The 14,868-nt window shown below is 63.6% G+C and carries 16 protein-coding genes; 10 read left to right on the top strand and 6 right to left on the bottom strand.

Annotation, left to right across the window (positions count from 1 at the left end; translation table 11 throughout):
- Positions 1-90: 90 nt before the first annotated feature.
- Positions 91-390: a DUF1244 domain-containing protein gene (locus QF092_RS14475; RefSeq protein ID WP_420026545.1), complete on the bottom strand. Its 300-nt coding sequence runs from the start codon at positions 388-390 to the stop codon at positions 91-93.
- A gap of 105 nt (positions 391-495) precedes the next feature.
- Positions 496-1,230 (bottom strand): N-formylglutamate amidohydrolase, encoded by a 735-nt coding sequence (locus tag QF092_RS14470; protein WP_281464846.1) that lies wholly within the window; start codon positions 1,228-1,230, stop codon positions 496-498.
- Positions 1,231-1,371: 141 nt separating this feature from the next.
- On the opposite strand from QF092_RS14470, the gene pyk reads away from it, so the two are divergent.
- The 9 genes from pyk to QF092_RS14425 all read left to right on the top strand — a co-directional run bounded on the left by pyk (position 1,372) and on the right by QF092_RS14425 (position 10,832).
- Positions 1,372-2,820 (top strand): pyruvate kinase, encoded by a 1,449-nt coding sequence (gene pyk, locus QF092_RS14465; RefSeq protein WP_281464844.1) that lies wholly within the window; start codon positions 1,372-1,374, stop codon positions 2,818-2,820.
- A gap of 67 nt (positions 2,821-2,887) precedes the next feature.
- Positions 2,888-3,112, top strand: a complete 225-nt coding sequence (locus QF092_RS14460) for a hypothetical protein (RefSeq protein ID WP_281464842.1) — start codon at positions 2,888-2,890, stop codon at positions 3,110-3,112.
- 95 nt (positions 3,113-3,207) lie between these two features.
- On the top strand, positions 3,208-3,432 hold the full coding sequence (locus tag QF092_RS14455) for a hypothetical protein (RefSeq protein WP_281464840.1): 225 nt from the start codon (positions 3,208-3,210) through the stop codon (positions 3,430-3,432).
- A 130-nt stretch (positions 3,433-3,562) separates the two neighbouring features.
- On the top strand, positions 3,563-3,763 hold the full coding sequence (gene rpmI / locus QF092_RS14450) for a 50S ribosomal protein L35 (RefSeq protein ID WP_031338626.1): 201 nt from the start codon (positions 3,563-3,565) through the stop codon (positions 3,761-3,763).
- A gap of 11 nt (positions 3,764-3,774) precedes the next feature.
- Positions 3,775-4,137, top strand: coding sequence for a 50S ribosomal protein L20 (gene rplT / locus QF092_RS14445; RefSeq protein WP_281464836.1), 363 nt, complete (start codon positions 3,775-3,777; stop codon positions 4,135-4,137).
- Between the two features lie 161 nt (positions 4,138-4,298).
- Entirely contained in the window at positions 4,299-4,988 is a 690-nt protein-coding gene (locus QF092_RS14440) for an SGNH/GDSL hydrolase family protein (RefSeq protein ID WP_281464834.1), read from the top strand.
- A gap of 172 nt (positions 4,989-5,160) precedes the next feature.
- The gene (gene pheS, locus QF092_RS14435; RefSeq protein WP_281464832.1) at positions 5,161-6,243 is read left to right on the top strand and encodes a phenylalanine--tRNA ligase subunit alpha; all 1,083 of its coding nucleotides are present in this window, start codon (positions 5,161-5,163) and stop codon (positions 6,241-6,243) included.
- Positions 6,244-6,602: 359 nt separating this feature from the next.
- Positions 6,603-9,011 (top strand): phenylalanine--tRNA ligase subunit beta, encoded by a 2,409-nt coding sequence (gene pheT, locus QF092_RS14430; RefSeq protein WP_281464830.1) that lies wholly within the window; start codon positions 6,603-6,605, stop codon positions 9,009-9,011.
- Positions 9,012-9,212: 201 nt separating this feature from the next.
- Positions 9,213-10,832, top strand: a complete 1,620-nt coding sequence (locus QF092_RS14425; RefSeq protein WP_281464828.1) for a GMC family oxidoreductase — start codon at positions 9,213-9,215, stop codon at positions 10,830-10,832.
- 50 nt (positions 10,833-10,882) lie between these two features.
- On the opposite strand, the gene QF092_RS14420 is transcribed toward QF092_RS14425, so the two are convergent.
- Positions 10,883-11,527 carry a DUF1523 family protein gene (locus tag QF092_RS14420; protein ID WP_281464826.1) on the bottom strand — a complete coding sequence of 215 codons (645 nt, stop codon included), beginning with the start codon at positions 11,525-11,527 and terminating at the stop codon, positions 10,883-10,885.
- Positions 11,528-11,534: 7 nt separating this feature from the next.
- On the bottom strand, positions 11,535-11,801 hold the full coding sequence (locus tag QF092_RS14415) for a hypothetical protein (RefSeq protein ID WP_281464824.1): 267 nt from the start codon (positions 11,799-11,801) through the stop codon (positions 11,535-11,537).
- A 100-nt stretch (positions 11,802-11,901) separates the two neighbouring features.
- On the opposite strand from QF092_RS14415, the gene QF092_RS14410 reads away from it, so the two are divergent.
- Positions 11,902-13,173 carry an acetylornithine deacetylase/succinyl-diaminopimelate desuccinylase family protein gene (locus tag QF092_RS14410; RefSeq protein WP_281464822.1) on the top strand — a complete coding sequence of 424 codons (1,272 nt, stop codon included), beginning with the start codon at positions 11,902-11,904 and terminating at the stop codon, positions 13,171-13,173.
- 3 nt (positions 13,174-13,176) lie between these two features.
- Here the strand turns inward: QF092_RS14410 and panC are convergent, their stop codons facing one another.
- Both panC and panB read right to left on the bottom strand, forming a co-directional pair.
- A complete protein-coding gene (gene panC / locus QF092_RS14405; protein WP_281464820.1) occupies positions 13,177-14,016 on the bottom strand; it encodes a pantoate--beta-alanine ligase in 840 nt (279 codons plus the stop codon).
- Positions 14,013-14,837: a 3-methyl-2-oxobutanoate hydroxymethyltransferase gene (panB, locus tag QF092_RS14400; RefSeq protein WP_281464818.1), complete on the bottom strand. Its 825-nt coding sequence runs from the start codon at positions 14,835-14,837 to the stop codon at positions 14,013-14,015. The genes panC and panB overlap by 4 nt, the downstream gene beginning before the upstream one ends.
- Positions 14,838-14,868: the final 31 nt, after the last annotated feature.

Here is a 14,868-nt window from a genome sequence, read left to right as displayed (position 1 = left end):
ACGGCGCAGATCGTCCCCGATTCGGAAACAATCACGGGCAAGCCGCGCCCCGCCCACGGCCCCATTCCTTACCCCTCCGTCAGAATCGACTCAGCCGTGGGTCTTGAAGGCCTCGGTGAAGGCGGCCTTTTGGGCATCGGTCGCCTCCGCCTGGTGCAGGGCTTTCCAATCGTCATAGGGCATCCCATAGACCAGCGTCTTGGCCTCTTCCTTGCCCAAAGGCACGCCCGCCTCGGCAGCGGCCTCGGCCATCCAGCGGCTCAGGCAGTTGCGGCAGAACCCGGCAAGGTTCATCAGGTCGATGTTCTGCACATCGGTCCGCGCGCGCAGGTGATCGCGCAGCCGGCGATAGGCTGCGGCTTCAAGGGCCTGCATGGTGGCATCATCGATCTCGGGCATGGCACGCTCCTGTGTTTTCGCAAAGGTAGGGCAGCGACGACCCATGCACCACCCCCCCACCGTCCCGGCGTAGGGTGGGGCTCCACCCCACGATCCTTAGTCCACAAGGGCCAACGCCTGTTCCAAAAGCGGTGCCAGCCGCGCACCCCACGCAGCCTGCGCCGCGGGCGTGGCGATGAGGTCATTCCGCACCTCGACCAGCGTGTTCTGCCGCCCCCAGCGCAGGGCGTGGCGGTCGATCGCATCACCGGGCAGATGGCCGGAATAGGGCTCGTTGTCACCCACGCAAAGATCGACTTCGCCCCGCAGCACCTCGATCAACGCGCGGCTTAGCCGTTCGTCCAGATGCGAATGCAGCACGCCCACATGCCAAGGCCGGGGCGCGCGCCCCTTCAGGCAGGGGGTGAAGGAATGCACCGCCACGATCACCACATCGGGCCGCCGCCCCGCCAGCCGCGCCAGCGCGTCGTGATAGGGGCGATAAAGCCGCGCCAATCGCTCTTCCACCCCGGTCGCATCAATGTGGCGGTTCGCCGGGATGATCGTGCCGTCATAAAGCCGCATCACCAGCGTCGGGTCATCCTCGCCCCGGTTCGGGTCGATCACCAAGCGACTGAAATCAGACATCGCCACCGGGCTGTTCAGCGCCGCACCCAGCGCCTCGGCCACCCCCGCCGCACCGATGTCATAGGCGATATGACGGCCCATATCCGCAGGCCCGATCCCCAGATCGCCCCCCGCCACCCAATCCGGCACCCGGTTCGTCGCATGGTCGCAGGTCACAAGCCAGCGCCCCGGCCTGTCTTCCCCGATGATCCGATAGGCAGTCACCGCCGCCGACCCCCTGCTCTCTTCATGAATTCGTCATTTATTCTGACGAAAGGGAAAGCGCCAGTTGCGGCAGGCCCCCGATTGCGCCATAACCCGCCTCGGCCCACGACAAAATGAAGAACTGCATAAGGAACGAGGCATATGAGACGCCTTCGGAACGTCAAGATCGTGGCCACACTCGGACCGGCCTCCAGTGATTACGCAACCATCCGCGCCCTGTTCGAAGCAGGCGCCGATGTGTTCCGCCTGAACATGTCGCACGGCACGCATGACGATATCCGTGCGCGCCACACGATCATCCGTCAGGTCGAAGCCGATACGGGCCGCCCCATCGCCATTCTGGCTGATCTTCAGGGGCCCAAGCTGCGCGTTGGCACCTTCGCCAATCCTGCGGGCGAGGAACTGGCTGATGGCGCAGCCTTCCGCATGGACCTTGATCCCGCACCGGGTGATGCGACCCGTGTGCAACTCCCGCATCCTGAGATTTTCGCCGCCCTCGAACCCGGCGCCTCGCTTCTGGTGAATGACGGCAAGATCCGGCTCAAGGTGGAAACCTGCGGCAAGGACTTTGCCAACTGCACCGTGACGGTGGGCGGCACCATCTCGAACCGCAAGGGTGTGAACGTCCCCGACGTTGTGCTGCCGCTCGCCGCTCTGTCGGACAAAGACCGCAAGGATCTAGAATTTGCCTGCGAACTGGGTGTCGACTGGCTGGCCCTGTCCTTCGTCCAGCGCCCCGAAGATGTGATCGAGGCGCGCGATCTGGCCCGTGGCCGCGCCGCCGTCTTGTCCAAGATCGAAAAGCCCGCGGCGGTAAAGGCCTATGACGCCATCCTTGATGTGTCGGACGGCATCATGGTCGCCCGCGGCGACCTTGGCGTCGAACTGCCCGTCCATTCCGTGCCGCCGATCCAGAAGAAACTGGTCCGCGGCGCGCGGGCTGCGGCAAAACCGGTGATCGTTGCGACCCAGATGCTCGAATCGATGATCGAATCGCCCATGCCCACCCGGGCCGAGGTGTCGGACGTCGCCACCGCCATCTATGAAGGCGCGGATGCTGTCATGCTCTCGGCCGAATCGGCCGCCGGAAAATACCCGGTCGAGGCGGTTACCACGATGAACAACGTGGCAATCAGCGTCGAGGGCGATGCCGTCTACCGCCAGATCATCGAAGCCAGCCGCAGCGTCAACCGCACCTCTGTTGCCGATGCCATCGTGTCTGCCGCGCGCGAAATTGCGGAAAGCGCCGATATCAAGGCGATCTGCTGCTTCTCGCAATCCGGCACCACGGTCAGCCTCGTGGCGCGCGAACGCCCCCGCGTGCCGATCATCGCGCTGACCCCGCTGATGGAAACCGCCCGCCGCATGTGCCTGACATGGGGCGCGCATTGCGTGATCACCGAAGAACAGGACCGCTTCAAAGGGGCCGTCATCTCGGCCGTCCGCGCCGCGCGCACCTATGGTTTCGCCACCGAAAAGGACCAGATCGTCCTGACCGCAGGCGTGCCCTTCAACGTGCAGGGCACGACGAACATCCTGCGAGTCGCGCCCTGCGACGAAAGATTGATTTACCGCGTCGATCCTGAATAAGCTGACGCTACGTCACGGTAGACAGGGCCCGCCGTCGCGCGGGCCCTTATGTCATCTGGGGGTCCGCATGGTCAGCACCAACGATCTCTTCCTCGTCCTTGGCATCCTTTTCTTCATCCTGTCGCTTCCTTCCCTGCTGAACGCTTGGGTCGAAGGCCGGGTGCCGCGTTTCGGCGCGCTTCTCTCGATCGGGGGGATGGTCCTTGTCGGCGTCGCCGTCAGCAGGCAGGGCTATGCCGCCGATGAAATCCCGCAGGTCTTTCTTCGGGTCATGGGCCGCTTGCTTGGCTAATCCGCGCCCGCCATCCCGGAACCGCAGGCTGCGGGCTTGATCCCTGGCCAAGGGCATGGCCTAGTATGCCGGATGGACTGCGGTGCAGGTGGGTGATGGATTACGATTTGATGCTTATCATCGGTCTAAGCCTGATGATGTTGGCCCTCCCCTCTCTCTTTGCAGCATTGATCGAGGATCGGTTGCCCTTTGCTGCGGGAATCGGCCTTACCGTCGGCACCGGGCTTGCGGGCTGGGCCGTCCTCTCTGGCGAACGTGGGCTTGACCCCCGTGCCCTGCCAGATGTTCTGTTCACCGTGATCGGTCGCTACATCCTCTGATCCTGCCGCCCACCCCACACGTTTTCCCCTTGCACCGCCGCCTTGCCCCGCCTATACGGCCCACCTTGCGATACCCGCGCGGCCGGCCAATGTGGCATGCCGAGTCGCGCCTGCAACCACGGAGATGGAAATGCCCAAGATGAAGACCAAGTCGGCGGCGAAGAAGCGTTTCAGCTTCACGGCCTCCGGTCGGGTGAAGGCCGGCGTCGCCGGCAAGCGCCACGGCATGATCAAGCGCACGACGAAATTCATTCGCGACGCATCGGGCACCATGCTGCTCTGCGACAGCGATGCGAAGATCGTCAAGAAATACATGCCCTACGACCGCTGAGGAGCTAAGACATGTCCCGCGTCAAATCCGGTAAGGTGACCCACGCCCGTCACCGCAAGGTCATCAAGCAGGCCGCTGGCTATTACAGCGCCCGCTCGCGCAACTTCCGCACAGCCACGCAGGCTGTCGACAAGGCAAACCAGTATGCGACCCGCGACCGCAAGGCTCGCAAGCGCAACTTCCGCGCCCTGTGGATCCAGCGTATCAACGCCGCCGTGCGTCTGTTCGACCTTGAAATGACCTATTCCAAGTTCATCAACGGTCTGGCCAAGGCCGGGATCGAAGTGGACCGCAAGGTTCTCGCCGATCTCGCCGTGCATGAACCCGAAGCGTTCAACGCCATCGCCGCGCAGGCCAAGGCCGCGCTGGCCTGATCGGCTTGCAACGAAAGAAAACGAAACGCCCCGCCGCATCCCGGCGGGGCGTTTTGCTTTAACTCTTCCCTCTGCGATCCTGTTGCCGCCGCAACCCTGCCTTGAACCCGCCGCCTTCCACAGGCAACCTGTGCGCGATACGTTCTTTGTGGATTCCCGTCATGCTGCGTGCCCTCATCGCCCTTCTGACCCTGTCTTTCCTGATCTCCTGCGGCGAGATGGTCACCGAAAGCACCAAGGATGCCCGCATCCTGCTGATGGGCGATTCGATGATGGCCGCCAATCGCGGGTCGAACAACGCCGTGGCAGATGAAATCGAGCGCCGCCTCGGCGAAGAGGTGATCGACCGTTCCATCATCGCCGCGCGCTATTTCTACTACCTCCCCCTCACAGGTGCGGCAGGACTGCGGCTGCCCTCGCAATACCTGCCCGGCAAGTGGGATTGGGTCGTCCTGAACGGCGGCGGCAATGACCTGATGTTCGGTTGCGGCTGCGGCTATTGCAGTGGAATGGTGGATCGCCTGATCTCCAAGGATGGCAAATCTGGCGCGATCCCCGAATTGGTCGGCCGCATCCGGGCCAACGGCGCACGCGTGGTCTTTTCCGGCTACTTGCGCAATCCCGGCCTTTATACCCCCGTGCGGGCCTGCAAACCCTTTGGCGATGAGTTGGACCGCCGCCTCGCGCGCCTTGATGCCGCCGATCCCGGTTTCTTCTTCCTGCCGATGTCCGACCTCGTCCCGCGCGGCGATCCGTCCTTGCACCAGCAGGATCTGATGCACCCCTCGCCCAAGGGCAGCGCCGCCATCGGCGCACGCATCGCGGCCACCATCCGCAAGGCCGAAAACTGACCGCGCATCCTGCCCCTTCAGCTTGGCCAAAATACTCGCGGGGGTGAGCCCCGCAGGGGCGAGGGGGCAGCCGCCCCCTGCAACGGTGGGGTCAGGGCCTCCGCTTTGGGTCTTCCCCTTGCATCGCGCCCCCCGTGCCGTTACCACCGCCTCGCACCTGCAGGAGGCTTCGATGGACGGGCTCGACACGCTCAAGGCCAAGTATCTGACCGCCGTTTCCACCGCGGCCGATGAATCCGCGCTGGAAGAGGTGCGGGTCGCGGCCCTTGGCAAAAAGGGCGAAATCAGCGCCATGATGGCCACCCTCGGCAAGATGGACCCCGACGCCCGCAGGGCAGCAGGGGCCGCGCTGAACGCCCTCAAGGATGAGATTGACGCCGCGCTGCGCGCCCGCAAGCAAGGCCTTGCCGATGCCGCGCTCGATGAACGGCTGCGCACCGAATGGCTGGATGTCACCCTGCCAGGTCGCCCGCGTCGGACGGGAACAATCCACCCGGTCAGTCAGGTGATGGAAGAACTCACCGCCATCTTCGCCGATATGGGCTTTGCCGTGGCCGAAGGCCCGCAGGTCGAAAGCGATTGGTATAACTTTGACGCCCTCAACATCCCGCCGGAACACCCCGCCCGGCAGGAACATGACACCTTCTTCATGCATCGCGCGCCGGGCGACGACCGCCCGCCGCATGTGCTGCGCACCCATACGTCGCCGGTGCAAATCCGTGCCATGACGGACAAGGGCGCCCCCATCCGCGTCATCGCGCCCGGCCGTGTCTACCGCATGGACATGGACCAGACCCATACGCCCATGTTCCATCAGGTCGAAGGGCTGGCCATCGACCGCGACATTTCCATGGCCAATCTGAAATGGGTGCTGGAAGAATTCTGCCGCGCCTTCTTCGAGGTGGACAAGGTCGAACTCCGCTTCCGCGCCTCCCACTTCCCCTTTACCGAACCCTCGGCCGAAGTGGACATCCGCTATTCCAACGTGGGCGGCCAGCTCCGCATCGGCGAGGGGGACAAGTGGATGGAAATCCTCGGCTCCGGCATGGTGCATCCCAAGGTGCTGGCAGCGGCGGGCGTGGACCCGAACGAATGGCAGGGCTTCGCCTTCGGTATGGGGATCGACCGCTTGGCGATGCTGAAATACGGCATCCCCGATCTGCGCGCCTTCTTTGAAAGCGATCTGCGCTGGCTGCGCCATTACGGTTTTGCCGCGCTCGACATGCCCGATCTTCCCGGCGGCCTCAGCCGCTAATCCTGGGCACGCCGCAAAGAAAAAAGCCCCGCCAAAGCGGGGCTTTTCTCAATCGCAACAGGCAGATACGGCACTCAGAACGCCAGCATCAGCATAGCCACAAGCGACAGGCCCATGATCGTGATCAAGCGCCAAGCCGGCACACGGCGAGAGGGTTCGGGGGGTGTAAACATCGGGTCCATGCAGGCACCCTGCCGCCCGACCGGCGCGAAAATGTGGCGACCCCTTGCATTATAGAGGGCACCCCTTGAACAACCCGTTTCCACATCGGAAACCCCGATCCATCCCTGTGCCAGACCGCTTCCCCTTCCCGCCCCTTTAGGCTATCCCCTCCCCTGCATTTCTGAAGGACGGCACCGATGAAGTTCACCCTCTCCTGGCTGAAGGACCATCTCGACACCACGGCCACGCTGGACGAGATCCTCTACGCCCTGACCGATCTTGGTCTGGAAGTCGAAGAGGTGTCGGATCGCGCCGCCAAACTCGCCCCCTTTACCATCGCGCGTGTGCTGCATGCCGAACAGCACCCCGATGCCGACAAGCTGCGCGTCTGCCGCGTCCTGACGGATGAAGGCGAAAAGCAAATCGTCTGCGGCGCGCCCAATGCCCGCGCAGGTATCACCGTCGTCCTGTGCAAGCCGGGCGACTATGTGCCGGGCATCGACGTCACGCTGGGCGTGGGCAAGATCAGGGGCGTGGAATCCCACGGCATGATGGCCTCGGAACGCGAGCTGGAACTGTCTGACGAACATAACGGCATCATCGAACTGCCCTCGGGCGAGGTGGGCGAGAAATTCGCCGACTGGCTGGCCAAGAACCGGCCCGAAGTGGTGGATCCGATGATCCACATCAAGATCACCCCGAACCGCCCCGATGCGCTGGGCGTGCGCGGGCTGGCCCGCGATCTTGCGGCGCGGGGCCTTGGCACCCTGAAACCGCTGGACATCCCGGCGATCAAGGGCAGCTTCGCGTCACCCGTCACCGTGCAGATTGACCCGGCGCTGAAGGCCAAGGGTTGCCCCCTCTTCGCGGGCCGCCTAATCCGGGGCGTCAAAAACGGTCCCTCACCCGCTTGGCTTCAGGCGCGGCTGACCGCGATCGGCCTGCGCCCGATCTCGGCGCTGGTCGATATCACCAATTTCTTCACCTTCGCGCTGAACCGCCCCTTGCACGTCTTCGACGCCGCCAAGGTGCATGGCCCCCTGCGCATCCATCCCGCCCAAGGGGACGAGGAACTGCTCGCGCTTGATGGCAAGACCTACCGGCTTCAGCCCGGCATGATGGTCATTTCCGATGACAATGGCCCAGAATCGCTTGCCGGCATCATGGGGGGCGAGGTGTCGGGCTGCACCGAAACCACCACCGATGTCTTCCTTGAATCCGCCTATTGGGACCCAATCACCATCGCCACCACGGGCCGCGCGCTGAAGATCAATTCCGATGCCCGCTACCGCTTTGAACGCGGGGTGGACCCAGCCTTCACCTTGCCGGGTCTGGACCTTGCCACCCAGATGATCATCGACCTTTGCGGCGGCGAACCGTCCGAATTGGCACTGGATGGTGCGGTGCCGGACGTCTCGCGCGCCTACAAGCTTGATCCCGCCCGCGTCATCTCGCTGGTGGGCATGGATATCCCCGAGGCAGAACAGCGCCGCACGCTCGAAGCGCTGGGCTTCACCCTGAACGGCGACATGGCAACCCCCCCCACATGGCGGCCCGATATTCTGGGCGAGGCTGATCTCGTCGAAGAAGTCGCCCGCGTTGCCAGCCTGACCAAACTGGAAGGCAAGCCCCTGCGGCGTCTGCAGGCAGGCGTGCCAAAGCCGATCCTCACGCCGCTTCAGGCCCGTGAAAAGGCCGCACGCCGCACGCTGGCGGCGCTGGGCTACAATGAATGCGTCACCTACAGCTTCATCGACGCCGAGGCCGCCACGCTCTTCGGCGGCGGGTCCGATGCGGTGCGGGTGGACAACCCGATCTCGTCGGAAATGACGCATCTGCGCCCCGATCTGCTGCCCGGCCTGTTGCGCGCCGCCGCCCGCAATCAGGCACGCGGCTTTGCCGACCTTGCGCTGTGCGAGATTGGCCCCGCCTTCCATGGCGGCGAGCCGGGCGAACAGCATTTGCAGGCAACTGGCCTGCTGGTCGGCTACAGCGCCCCGCGCGATCCCTTTGGCAGCCGCCGCCCGGTGGATGTCTTCGATGCCAAGGCCGATGCCGAGGCGGTTCTGGCCGCCCTCGGCGCACCCGCACGCACGCAGATCACCCGCAAGGTGGCCGCGTGGTGGCATCCGGGTCGGTCCGGCGTGATCGGGCTTGGCCCCAACACGCTGGCAAGTTTTGGCGAGGTGCATCCCCGCATCCTGTCTGCCATGGGCGTCAAGGGGCCTGCCGTGGCCTTCACCATCCTTGTCGCCAACGTCCCCATGCCCAAGGTCAAGACACCCACCCGCCCGGCGTTGACGATCAGCGACCTGCAAGCGGTGGATCGCGATTTCGCCTTCGTCGTGGACAAGGGGGTTGAGGCGCTGGTTGCGATCAACGCCGCGCAGGGCGCGGACAAGGTGCTGATCGAAAGCGTCCGCCTCTTCGACCAGTTCACGGGTGACAAGGCCGAGGCACAGATGGGACCGGGCAAGAAATCCATCGCCCTGACCGTGCGGCTGCAACCCAGCGAAAAGACCTTGACCGAGGCCGAGATCGAGGCCGTCTCTGCCAAGATCATCGAAAAGGTGACCAAGGCCACGGGCGGAACGCTGCGGGGGTGATCCTGAATGCGGGATGGGCAATATTGCCCATCCTACGCATCAGCGCACCTTTAACCACGTTTTGCACAGTGAATCTGCCCAAATTTGTATGCACACTTTGCTGCACAAAAGGCGGCACAAAACAGGGCACAACCGCCGCAAGGTTCCTCTTCCAAATTTCTCCGTTCTGCGAATAGCTTAACCTCAGATCGCGGGGGACGTATGGAGTACGATTACATCATCGCCGGAGGCGGTTCCGCAGGCGCCGTGCTGGCCGCCCGCCTGTCGGAAGACCCCAGCATCACCGTCTGCCTGATCGAGGCAGGGGGGCAGGGAAAATCCTTTCTCATCAACACCCCAGCCATGGTCGCCGCCATGGTTTCGGGCAGGCCCCGGCTGCATAACTGGGCCTTCCGCACCGAACCGCAGCCGCATCTGAACAATCGGCGCTGCTATCAACCACGGGGAAAAGCGCTTGGCGGGTCTTCTGCCATCAACGCCATGCTTTATGTGCGCGGTCATCCATCAGATTACGACCAGTGGGCCGACCTTGGCGCCGATGGTTGGGATTGGCAGTCGGTCCTGCCTTACTTCTTGAAATCAGAAGGAAATTCCGCGGCCGTTGGCCCCTTGCACAATGCCGAAGGTCCGCTTCAAGTCACTGATCAGCAAAGCCCCCACGCCATCACCCACGCCTTCGTGCAGGCGATGGCGGATATTCAGCTGCCCGAAAACCCCGATTTCAACGGCGAAACTCAGTTCGGCGCGGGTCTTTATCAGGTCACCCAATTCCATACCGGCCCCCGCAAAGGCCGCCGCTGCTCGGCCGCTGCAGCCTTCCTGCATCCGGTGATGAGCCGCCCCAACCTGACCGTCCTGACCCATGCGCGGGCAGAGCGGATCGTCCTTGATGGAAACCGCGCCAAGGGACTGATCGCAAAGCAGAAAAACCGCCGCCTCTCGTTGAAGGCCCGGCGCGAGGTGATCCTCTCGGCGGGGGCATTCGGGTCGCCCCAACTCCTCCTCCTCTCTGGGATCGGCCCGGAAGAAGAGTTGCGCGCCCATAACATCCCCGTTGCCCATGCCCTGCCAGGTGTGGGGCGAAACCTTCAGGATCATCTGGATCATACGCTTATCTGGCGCTCTCCCCGCCCTGATGTGGTGGGGTTCAACCCGGCGGGCCTGATGCGCCTGCTGCGCGGCTGGCGGCCGTTTCGCGAACATGGAACGGGCGTCCTGACCACGCCGGGGGCGGAAGGCGGGGCCTTCCTCATGTCGCGCCCCGACCTGCAAATACCTGATCTGCAAGTGCATTTCGTCGTGGCGATCGTGGATGACCACATGCGCCGCATCCATCTTGCAGATGGCTGGTCGGCGCATGTCTGTCTGCTGCGTCCCGAAAGCCGTGGCCATGTCGGCCTGCGCGACGCCAACCCCGCGAGCCCCCCGCGCATCGATCCGAACTTCCTGTCCGATCCCCGCGATCTCGCCACGCTCAAGGCAGGGGTCCGCCTGCTGGAACAGGCAATGTCCGCTGACGCCCTCGCACCGTGGCGTGGGCAGCGCCTCTATCCCCATGACAACAGCGATGCCGGGCTTGAAGCCGATATCCGCGCCCGCGCCGACACAATCTATCATCCTGTCGGCACCTGCCGGATGGGCCGCGATACGATGGCGGTGGTGGACCCCGACCTGCGCGTTAAGGGTTTGGAAGGGCTTCGTGTGGTAGATGCCAGTGTGATGCCACGCCTGATCGGAGGAAACACGAATGCCCCTACAATCATGATCGCTGAACGCGCCGCCGACCTGATCCGCGCCGCGCGCGAGATGTCAGATGTTTGATTTTTTGAGTATTTTTTCCAAGCTGAAGAGAAAGGTCGCGCTTAACCCACCTACTTCCGCCCGAACAGGCGGTTGAACCAGCCGCCGATCCCCGCCTTGGCGCGATCGGCCCTGCGGTCCAGATCATCAAGCGTTTCCTGCGCCTCAATCACGGCGGGTTCGATCATCCGCTCCTTGAACTGCGCCCACATGCGCCAAGCCATGAAAAGGACAAAGGCAAGGAAGGACAGGATCACAATATTGACCCAAGGAATAATCCGCGCCTCTGGCCCATCAACCAGCCGCAGGGAAATGGCATTGGGAAAGATCGTGAACAGCTGATTGCGCCAACCGTAATGCGTCACCGCCACCCATTTCGGCGCATCCGCCGTCGATTGCAATTCCTTCGCCGAGGTATTGAGCGAGGAGCTGTCCATCTTGAAATAGGGCGGCCAGCCCCAGCCCGTATCTTCGTTGCGGTATTCCATCGTGCTGCCATCGGGATAGACGGCATTGATGAAAAAGATGTCTCGGCTGTTGCTGGGCGCCGTCCCCACATCGGGCGAGGCCCAGAACCAGCTATTCTCGCCGAGATCCATGCGGCGGTTTTCGGTGCCCACGATGCGCACGATATCGGTCTGCGGCAGGGTGTAATGCAGGAAGGAAAACACCAAGAGCGCCAGCGTGACAAGGACGGTCCATTTCAGATAACGCATTGCTGCCTCAGGAAAAATTCAAAATCCAGACCAAGGCGATTACCACCGCCGTGGGAATGACGAAGACCAGACCGATCAACCGCCTGCGCAGGCTGCGCTCATATGCAGCTAGGCCTTGTGCCACATGGCCATCGCGCGTGCCGGGAATGCCGCCATGGTCATATTCCTTTTCAAGCCTCTCCCTCTCGACCGACCGGAAGTAGAGGGCCAGCAGCCAATAGATGATCGTCAAGGCGATATAGCCGAACAGCGCCAGCTTGAAGAAGGCGACCATGTCGCAAAACCCCTATCCTACGTCACCAATGTGGCCCTGCCTGCACGGCTTCGCAAGCTTTCCCCTTGGCAGAAGGCCGCGCTGCACCCACCATTGGGGCATGACGGACGCCTTGATCCAGACAATCGACGACCGCCGCACCGCCCTGATCGGGCTGGCGCAGGACCTGATCCGTATCCCGACGCTGAACCCGCCGGGGCGGAATTACCGTGAGATTTGCGATTACCTCGCCGCCCGCCTTATGGCGCAGGGCTGGACGGTGGAGTTGATCCGCGCCACAGGTGCCCCCGGCGACAGCGACGCCTTTCCCCGCTGGAACATGGTTGCGCGAATAGATTCGGGCCGCGCGGGCGATTGCGTGCATTTCAACAGCCATCATGACGTGGTCGAGGTGGGCCATGGCTGGACCCGCGATCCCTTTGGCGGCGAACTCGACCGCGACCGTATCTATGGCCGTGGCGCCTGCGACATGAAGGGCGGGCTTGCGGCCAGCGTCATCGCGGTTGAGGCCTTCCTCGCCACCACCCCCGATTGGCGGGGCAGTATCGAAATCAGCGCTACGGCAGATGAAGAATCAGGCGGTTACGGTGGTGTCGCCTATCTGGCCGAGCGGGGATATTTCGCGCCGGACCGTGTGCAGCATGTCATCATCCCCGAACCGCTGCACAAGGATCGCATCTGCCTTGGCCATCGCGGCGTCTGGTGGGCCGAGGTGGAAACCCATGGCCGTATCGCACATGGCTCCATGCCGTTTCTTGGCGACAGTGCGATCCGCCATATGGGCGCGGTGCTGGAAGAGATTGAGGATCACCTCTACCCAATGCTGGAAACCCGGACCACCGCCATGCCCGTGGTGCCGCCACAGGCGCGGCAATCTACGCTGAACATCAATTCCATCCATGGTGGTGAACCCGAACCGCCAGAAGGCTCTACCGCCCTGCCCGCCCCTTGCGTGGCCGACCGCTGCCGCATCGTCCTTGATCGCCGTTTCCTGATCGAAGAGGCGGTGGAAGAGGTGAAGGCCGAAATGCGTGCCATGCTGGACCGGGTGCAGGCCCGCCGCCCCGGTTTCCGCTACACAATCCGCGACCTGTTCGAGGTGCAGCCCGTGATGACAGATCGCGACGCGCCCGTGGTCAGGTCCACCGCTGCGGCCATCGAACGGGTGCTGGGTCAGGTGGCCGATTACGTGGTCAGCCCCGGCACCTATGACCAGAAGCATATCGACCGCATCGGTCGCCTGAAGAACTGCATCGCCTATGGGCCGGGGCTTTTGCATTTGGCGCATCAGCCGGATGAATGGGTGGGGGTGCAGGATATGGCCGACAGCGCCAAGGTCATGGCCTTGGTGCTGCGCGACCTGCTGGCTTAGACGTCACACCGCGATATTGTCGATCAGCCGCACGCCATCCAGCCATGCCGCGGCCAGCATTCGGATAGGGCGGCCCAAATCGACCACAGCACCCAGCGTTTCGGCATCGCGCAGCTCGATATATTCCACGCTTTCAAAGCCTTCGGCCATCACCGCCGCCGCCGCCTTGGCCATTGCCTGATCTTGCGGCAGACCCGACCGCACATCCCGCGCCGCTGCCAGCATCGCGGCATAAAGCGCGGGCGCGCGTTGCCGCCCCGCTGCCGTCAGCCGCACATTGCGGGATGACATGGCCAACCCGTCAGGATCGCGCACCGTTTCACAGCCCACAACCGTGACGGCCAAGTTCAGGTCGGCCACCAGCCGTTGCACCACCTGCAACTGCTGCCAATCCTTCTGCCCGAAATAGCCCCGATCCGCCTGCGTCATCCCGAACAACTTGGCCACCACAGTCGCCACACCATCGAAATGCCCCGGCCGCAACGCGCCTTCCAAGGGTTCCGACACCCCGCCCACCGACACGGTCGTCACGAAGCCTTCGGGATAGACCTCTTCCGGGGACGGGCAGAACACCACCTCCACCCCGACCCAACGCAGAAGGGCGGCATCGGCATCCTCGCTGCGCGGATATTTCTTCAGGTCATCGGGGTTGTTGAACTGTTTGGGGTTCACGAAGATCGTCGTGATCACCCGCCCGCATTCCGCCTTGGCCCGCCGCGCAAGGCTGAGGTGACCGTCATGCAATGCGCCCATGGTGGGTACGACGCCCACCAGATGCCCCTCGGCCTTCCAGCTGCGCACGACCTCGCGCAGTTCGGCCACCGTGCGGATGATTACCGTCAAGATTTCACCTGATCCGCAAAGCCATGCTCCGGCCCCGGAAAGGCCCGCGACCGCACCTCTTCGGCATAGGCCGCGATGGCCTGATCCGCCGCAGCCCCCAATTCGGCATAGCGCTTGACGAATTTCGGGCGAAAGGCCGTGAACATCCCCAGCATGTCATCAATGACCAGAACCTGCCCGTCACAGTCCACCCCCGCGCCGATCCCGATGGTTGGGATGGATAGGTCCTGCGTGATTCGCGCGGCCAGACCGACCGGCACTTTTTCCAGCACGATGGAAAAGGCCCCCGCCGCCTCGCAGGCCTTGGCATCGGCCATGACACGCGCGGCCTCATCATCCCGGCCCACAACCTTGTATCCACCCAAGGTGTTCACCGCCTGCGGTGTCAGCCCCACATGTGCCATCACCGGCACCCCGCGCGCCGTCAGGAAGGCGATGGTTTCGGCCATGTGCTGGCCACCTTCCAGCTTTACCGCCGGGGCCCCCGTTTCGGCCATCAGCCGGGCCGAATTGCGATAGGCCTGCGCCGGGCTTTCCTCGTAACTTCCAAAGGGCATGTCGATCACCGCCATCGCCTTTGAAAGCCCGCGCACCACGGCGCGGCCATGCAGAATCATCATCTCCAGCGTGACGCCAAGGGTCGATGGCATCCCGTGCAGCACCATGCCCACCGAATCCCCCACCAGCGCGATGTCGCAATGCGCATCGACGAGCCGCGCCATCGGTGTGGTATAGGCTGTCAACACCACCAGCGGCACGCCGCCCTTGCGGGCCTTGATATCGGGCGGCAGCACGGGCCGGGTGGGGGCGGTCGCGCTCATGGGCGTCTCCATTCACAATCTGCCCGATATA

Origin of the sequence: Fuscovulum ytuae, from assembly GCF_029953595.1 — a bacterium.
Taxonomy (GTDB): Bacteria; Pseudomonadota; Alphaproteobacteria; order Rhodobacterales; family Rhodobacteraceae; genus Paragemmobacter; species Paragemmobacter ytuae.
The sequence above is the reverse complement of the archived record's forward strand: the minus strand, read 5'-3'. Positions and strand labels throughout refer to the sequence as shown.

Coding starts and splice junctions, on each gene's coding strand:
- pyk (WP_281464844.1), top strand. CDS start 1,372: ATGAGACGCCTTCGGAACGTCAAGATCGTGGCCACACTCGGACCGGCC.
- QF092_RS14460 (WP_281464842.1), top strand. CDS start 2,888: ATGGTCAGCACCAACGATCTCTTCCTCGTCCTTGGCATCCTTTTCTTC.
- QF092_RS14455 (WP_281464840.1), top strand. CDS start 3,208: ATGGATTACGATTTGATGCTTATCATCGGTCTAAGCCTGATGATGTTG.
- rpmI (WP_031338626.1), top strand. CDS start 3,563: ATGCCCAAGATGAAGACCAAGTCGGCGGCGAAGAAGCGTTTCAGCTTC.
- rplT (WP_281464836.1), top strand. CDS start 3,775: ATGTCCCGCGTCAAATCCGGTAAGGTGACCCACGCCCGTCACCGCAAG.
- QF092_RS14440 (WP_281464834.1), top strand. CDS start 4,299: ATGCTGCGTGCCCTCATCGCCCTTCTGACCCTGTCTTTCCTGATCTCC.
- pheS (WP_281464832.1), top strand. CDS start 5,161: ATGGACGGGCTCGACACGCTCAAGGCCAAGTATCTGACCGCCGTTTCC.
- pheT (WP_281464830.1), top strand. CDS start 6,603: ATGAAGTTCACCCTCTCCTGGCTGAAGGACCATCTCGACACCACGGCC.
- QF092_RS14425 (WP_281464828.1), top strand. CDS start 9,213: ATGGAGTACGATTACATCATCGCCGGAGGCGGTTCCGCAGGCGCCGTG.
- QF092_RS14420 (WP_281464826.1), bottom strand. CDS start 11,527: ATGCGTTATCTGAAATGGACCGTCCTTGTCACGCTGGCGCTCTTGGTG.
- QF092_RS14415 (WP_281464824.1), bottom strand. CDS start 11,801: ATGGTCGCCTTCTTCAAGCTGGCGCTGTTCGGCTATATCGCCTTGACG.
- QF092_RS14410 (WP_281464822.1), top strand. CDS start 11,902: ATGACGGACGCCTTGATCCAGACAATCGACGACCGCCGCACCGCCCTG.
- panB (WP_281464818.1), bottom strand. CDS start 14,837: ATGAGCGCGACCGCCCCCACCCGGCCCGTGCTGCCGCCCGATATCAAG.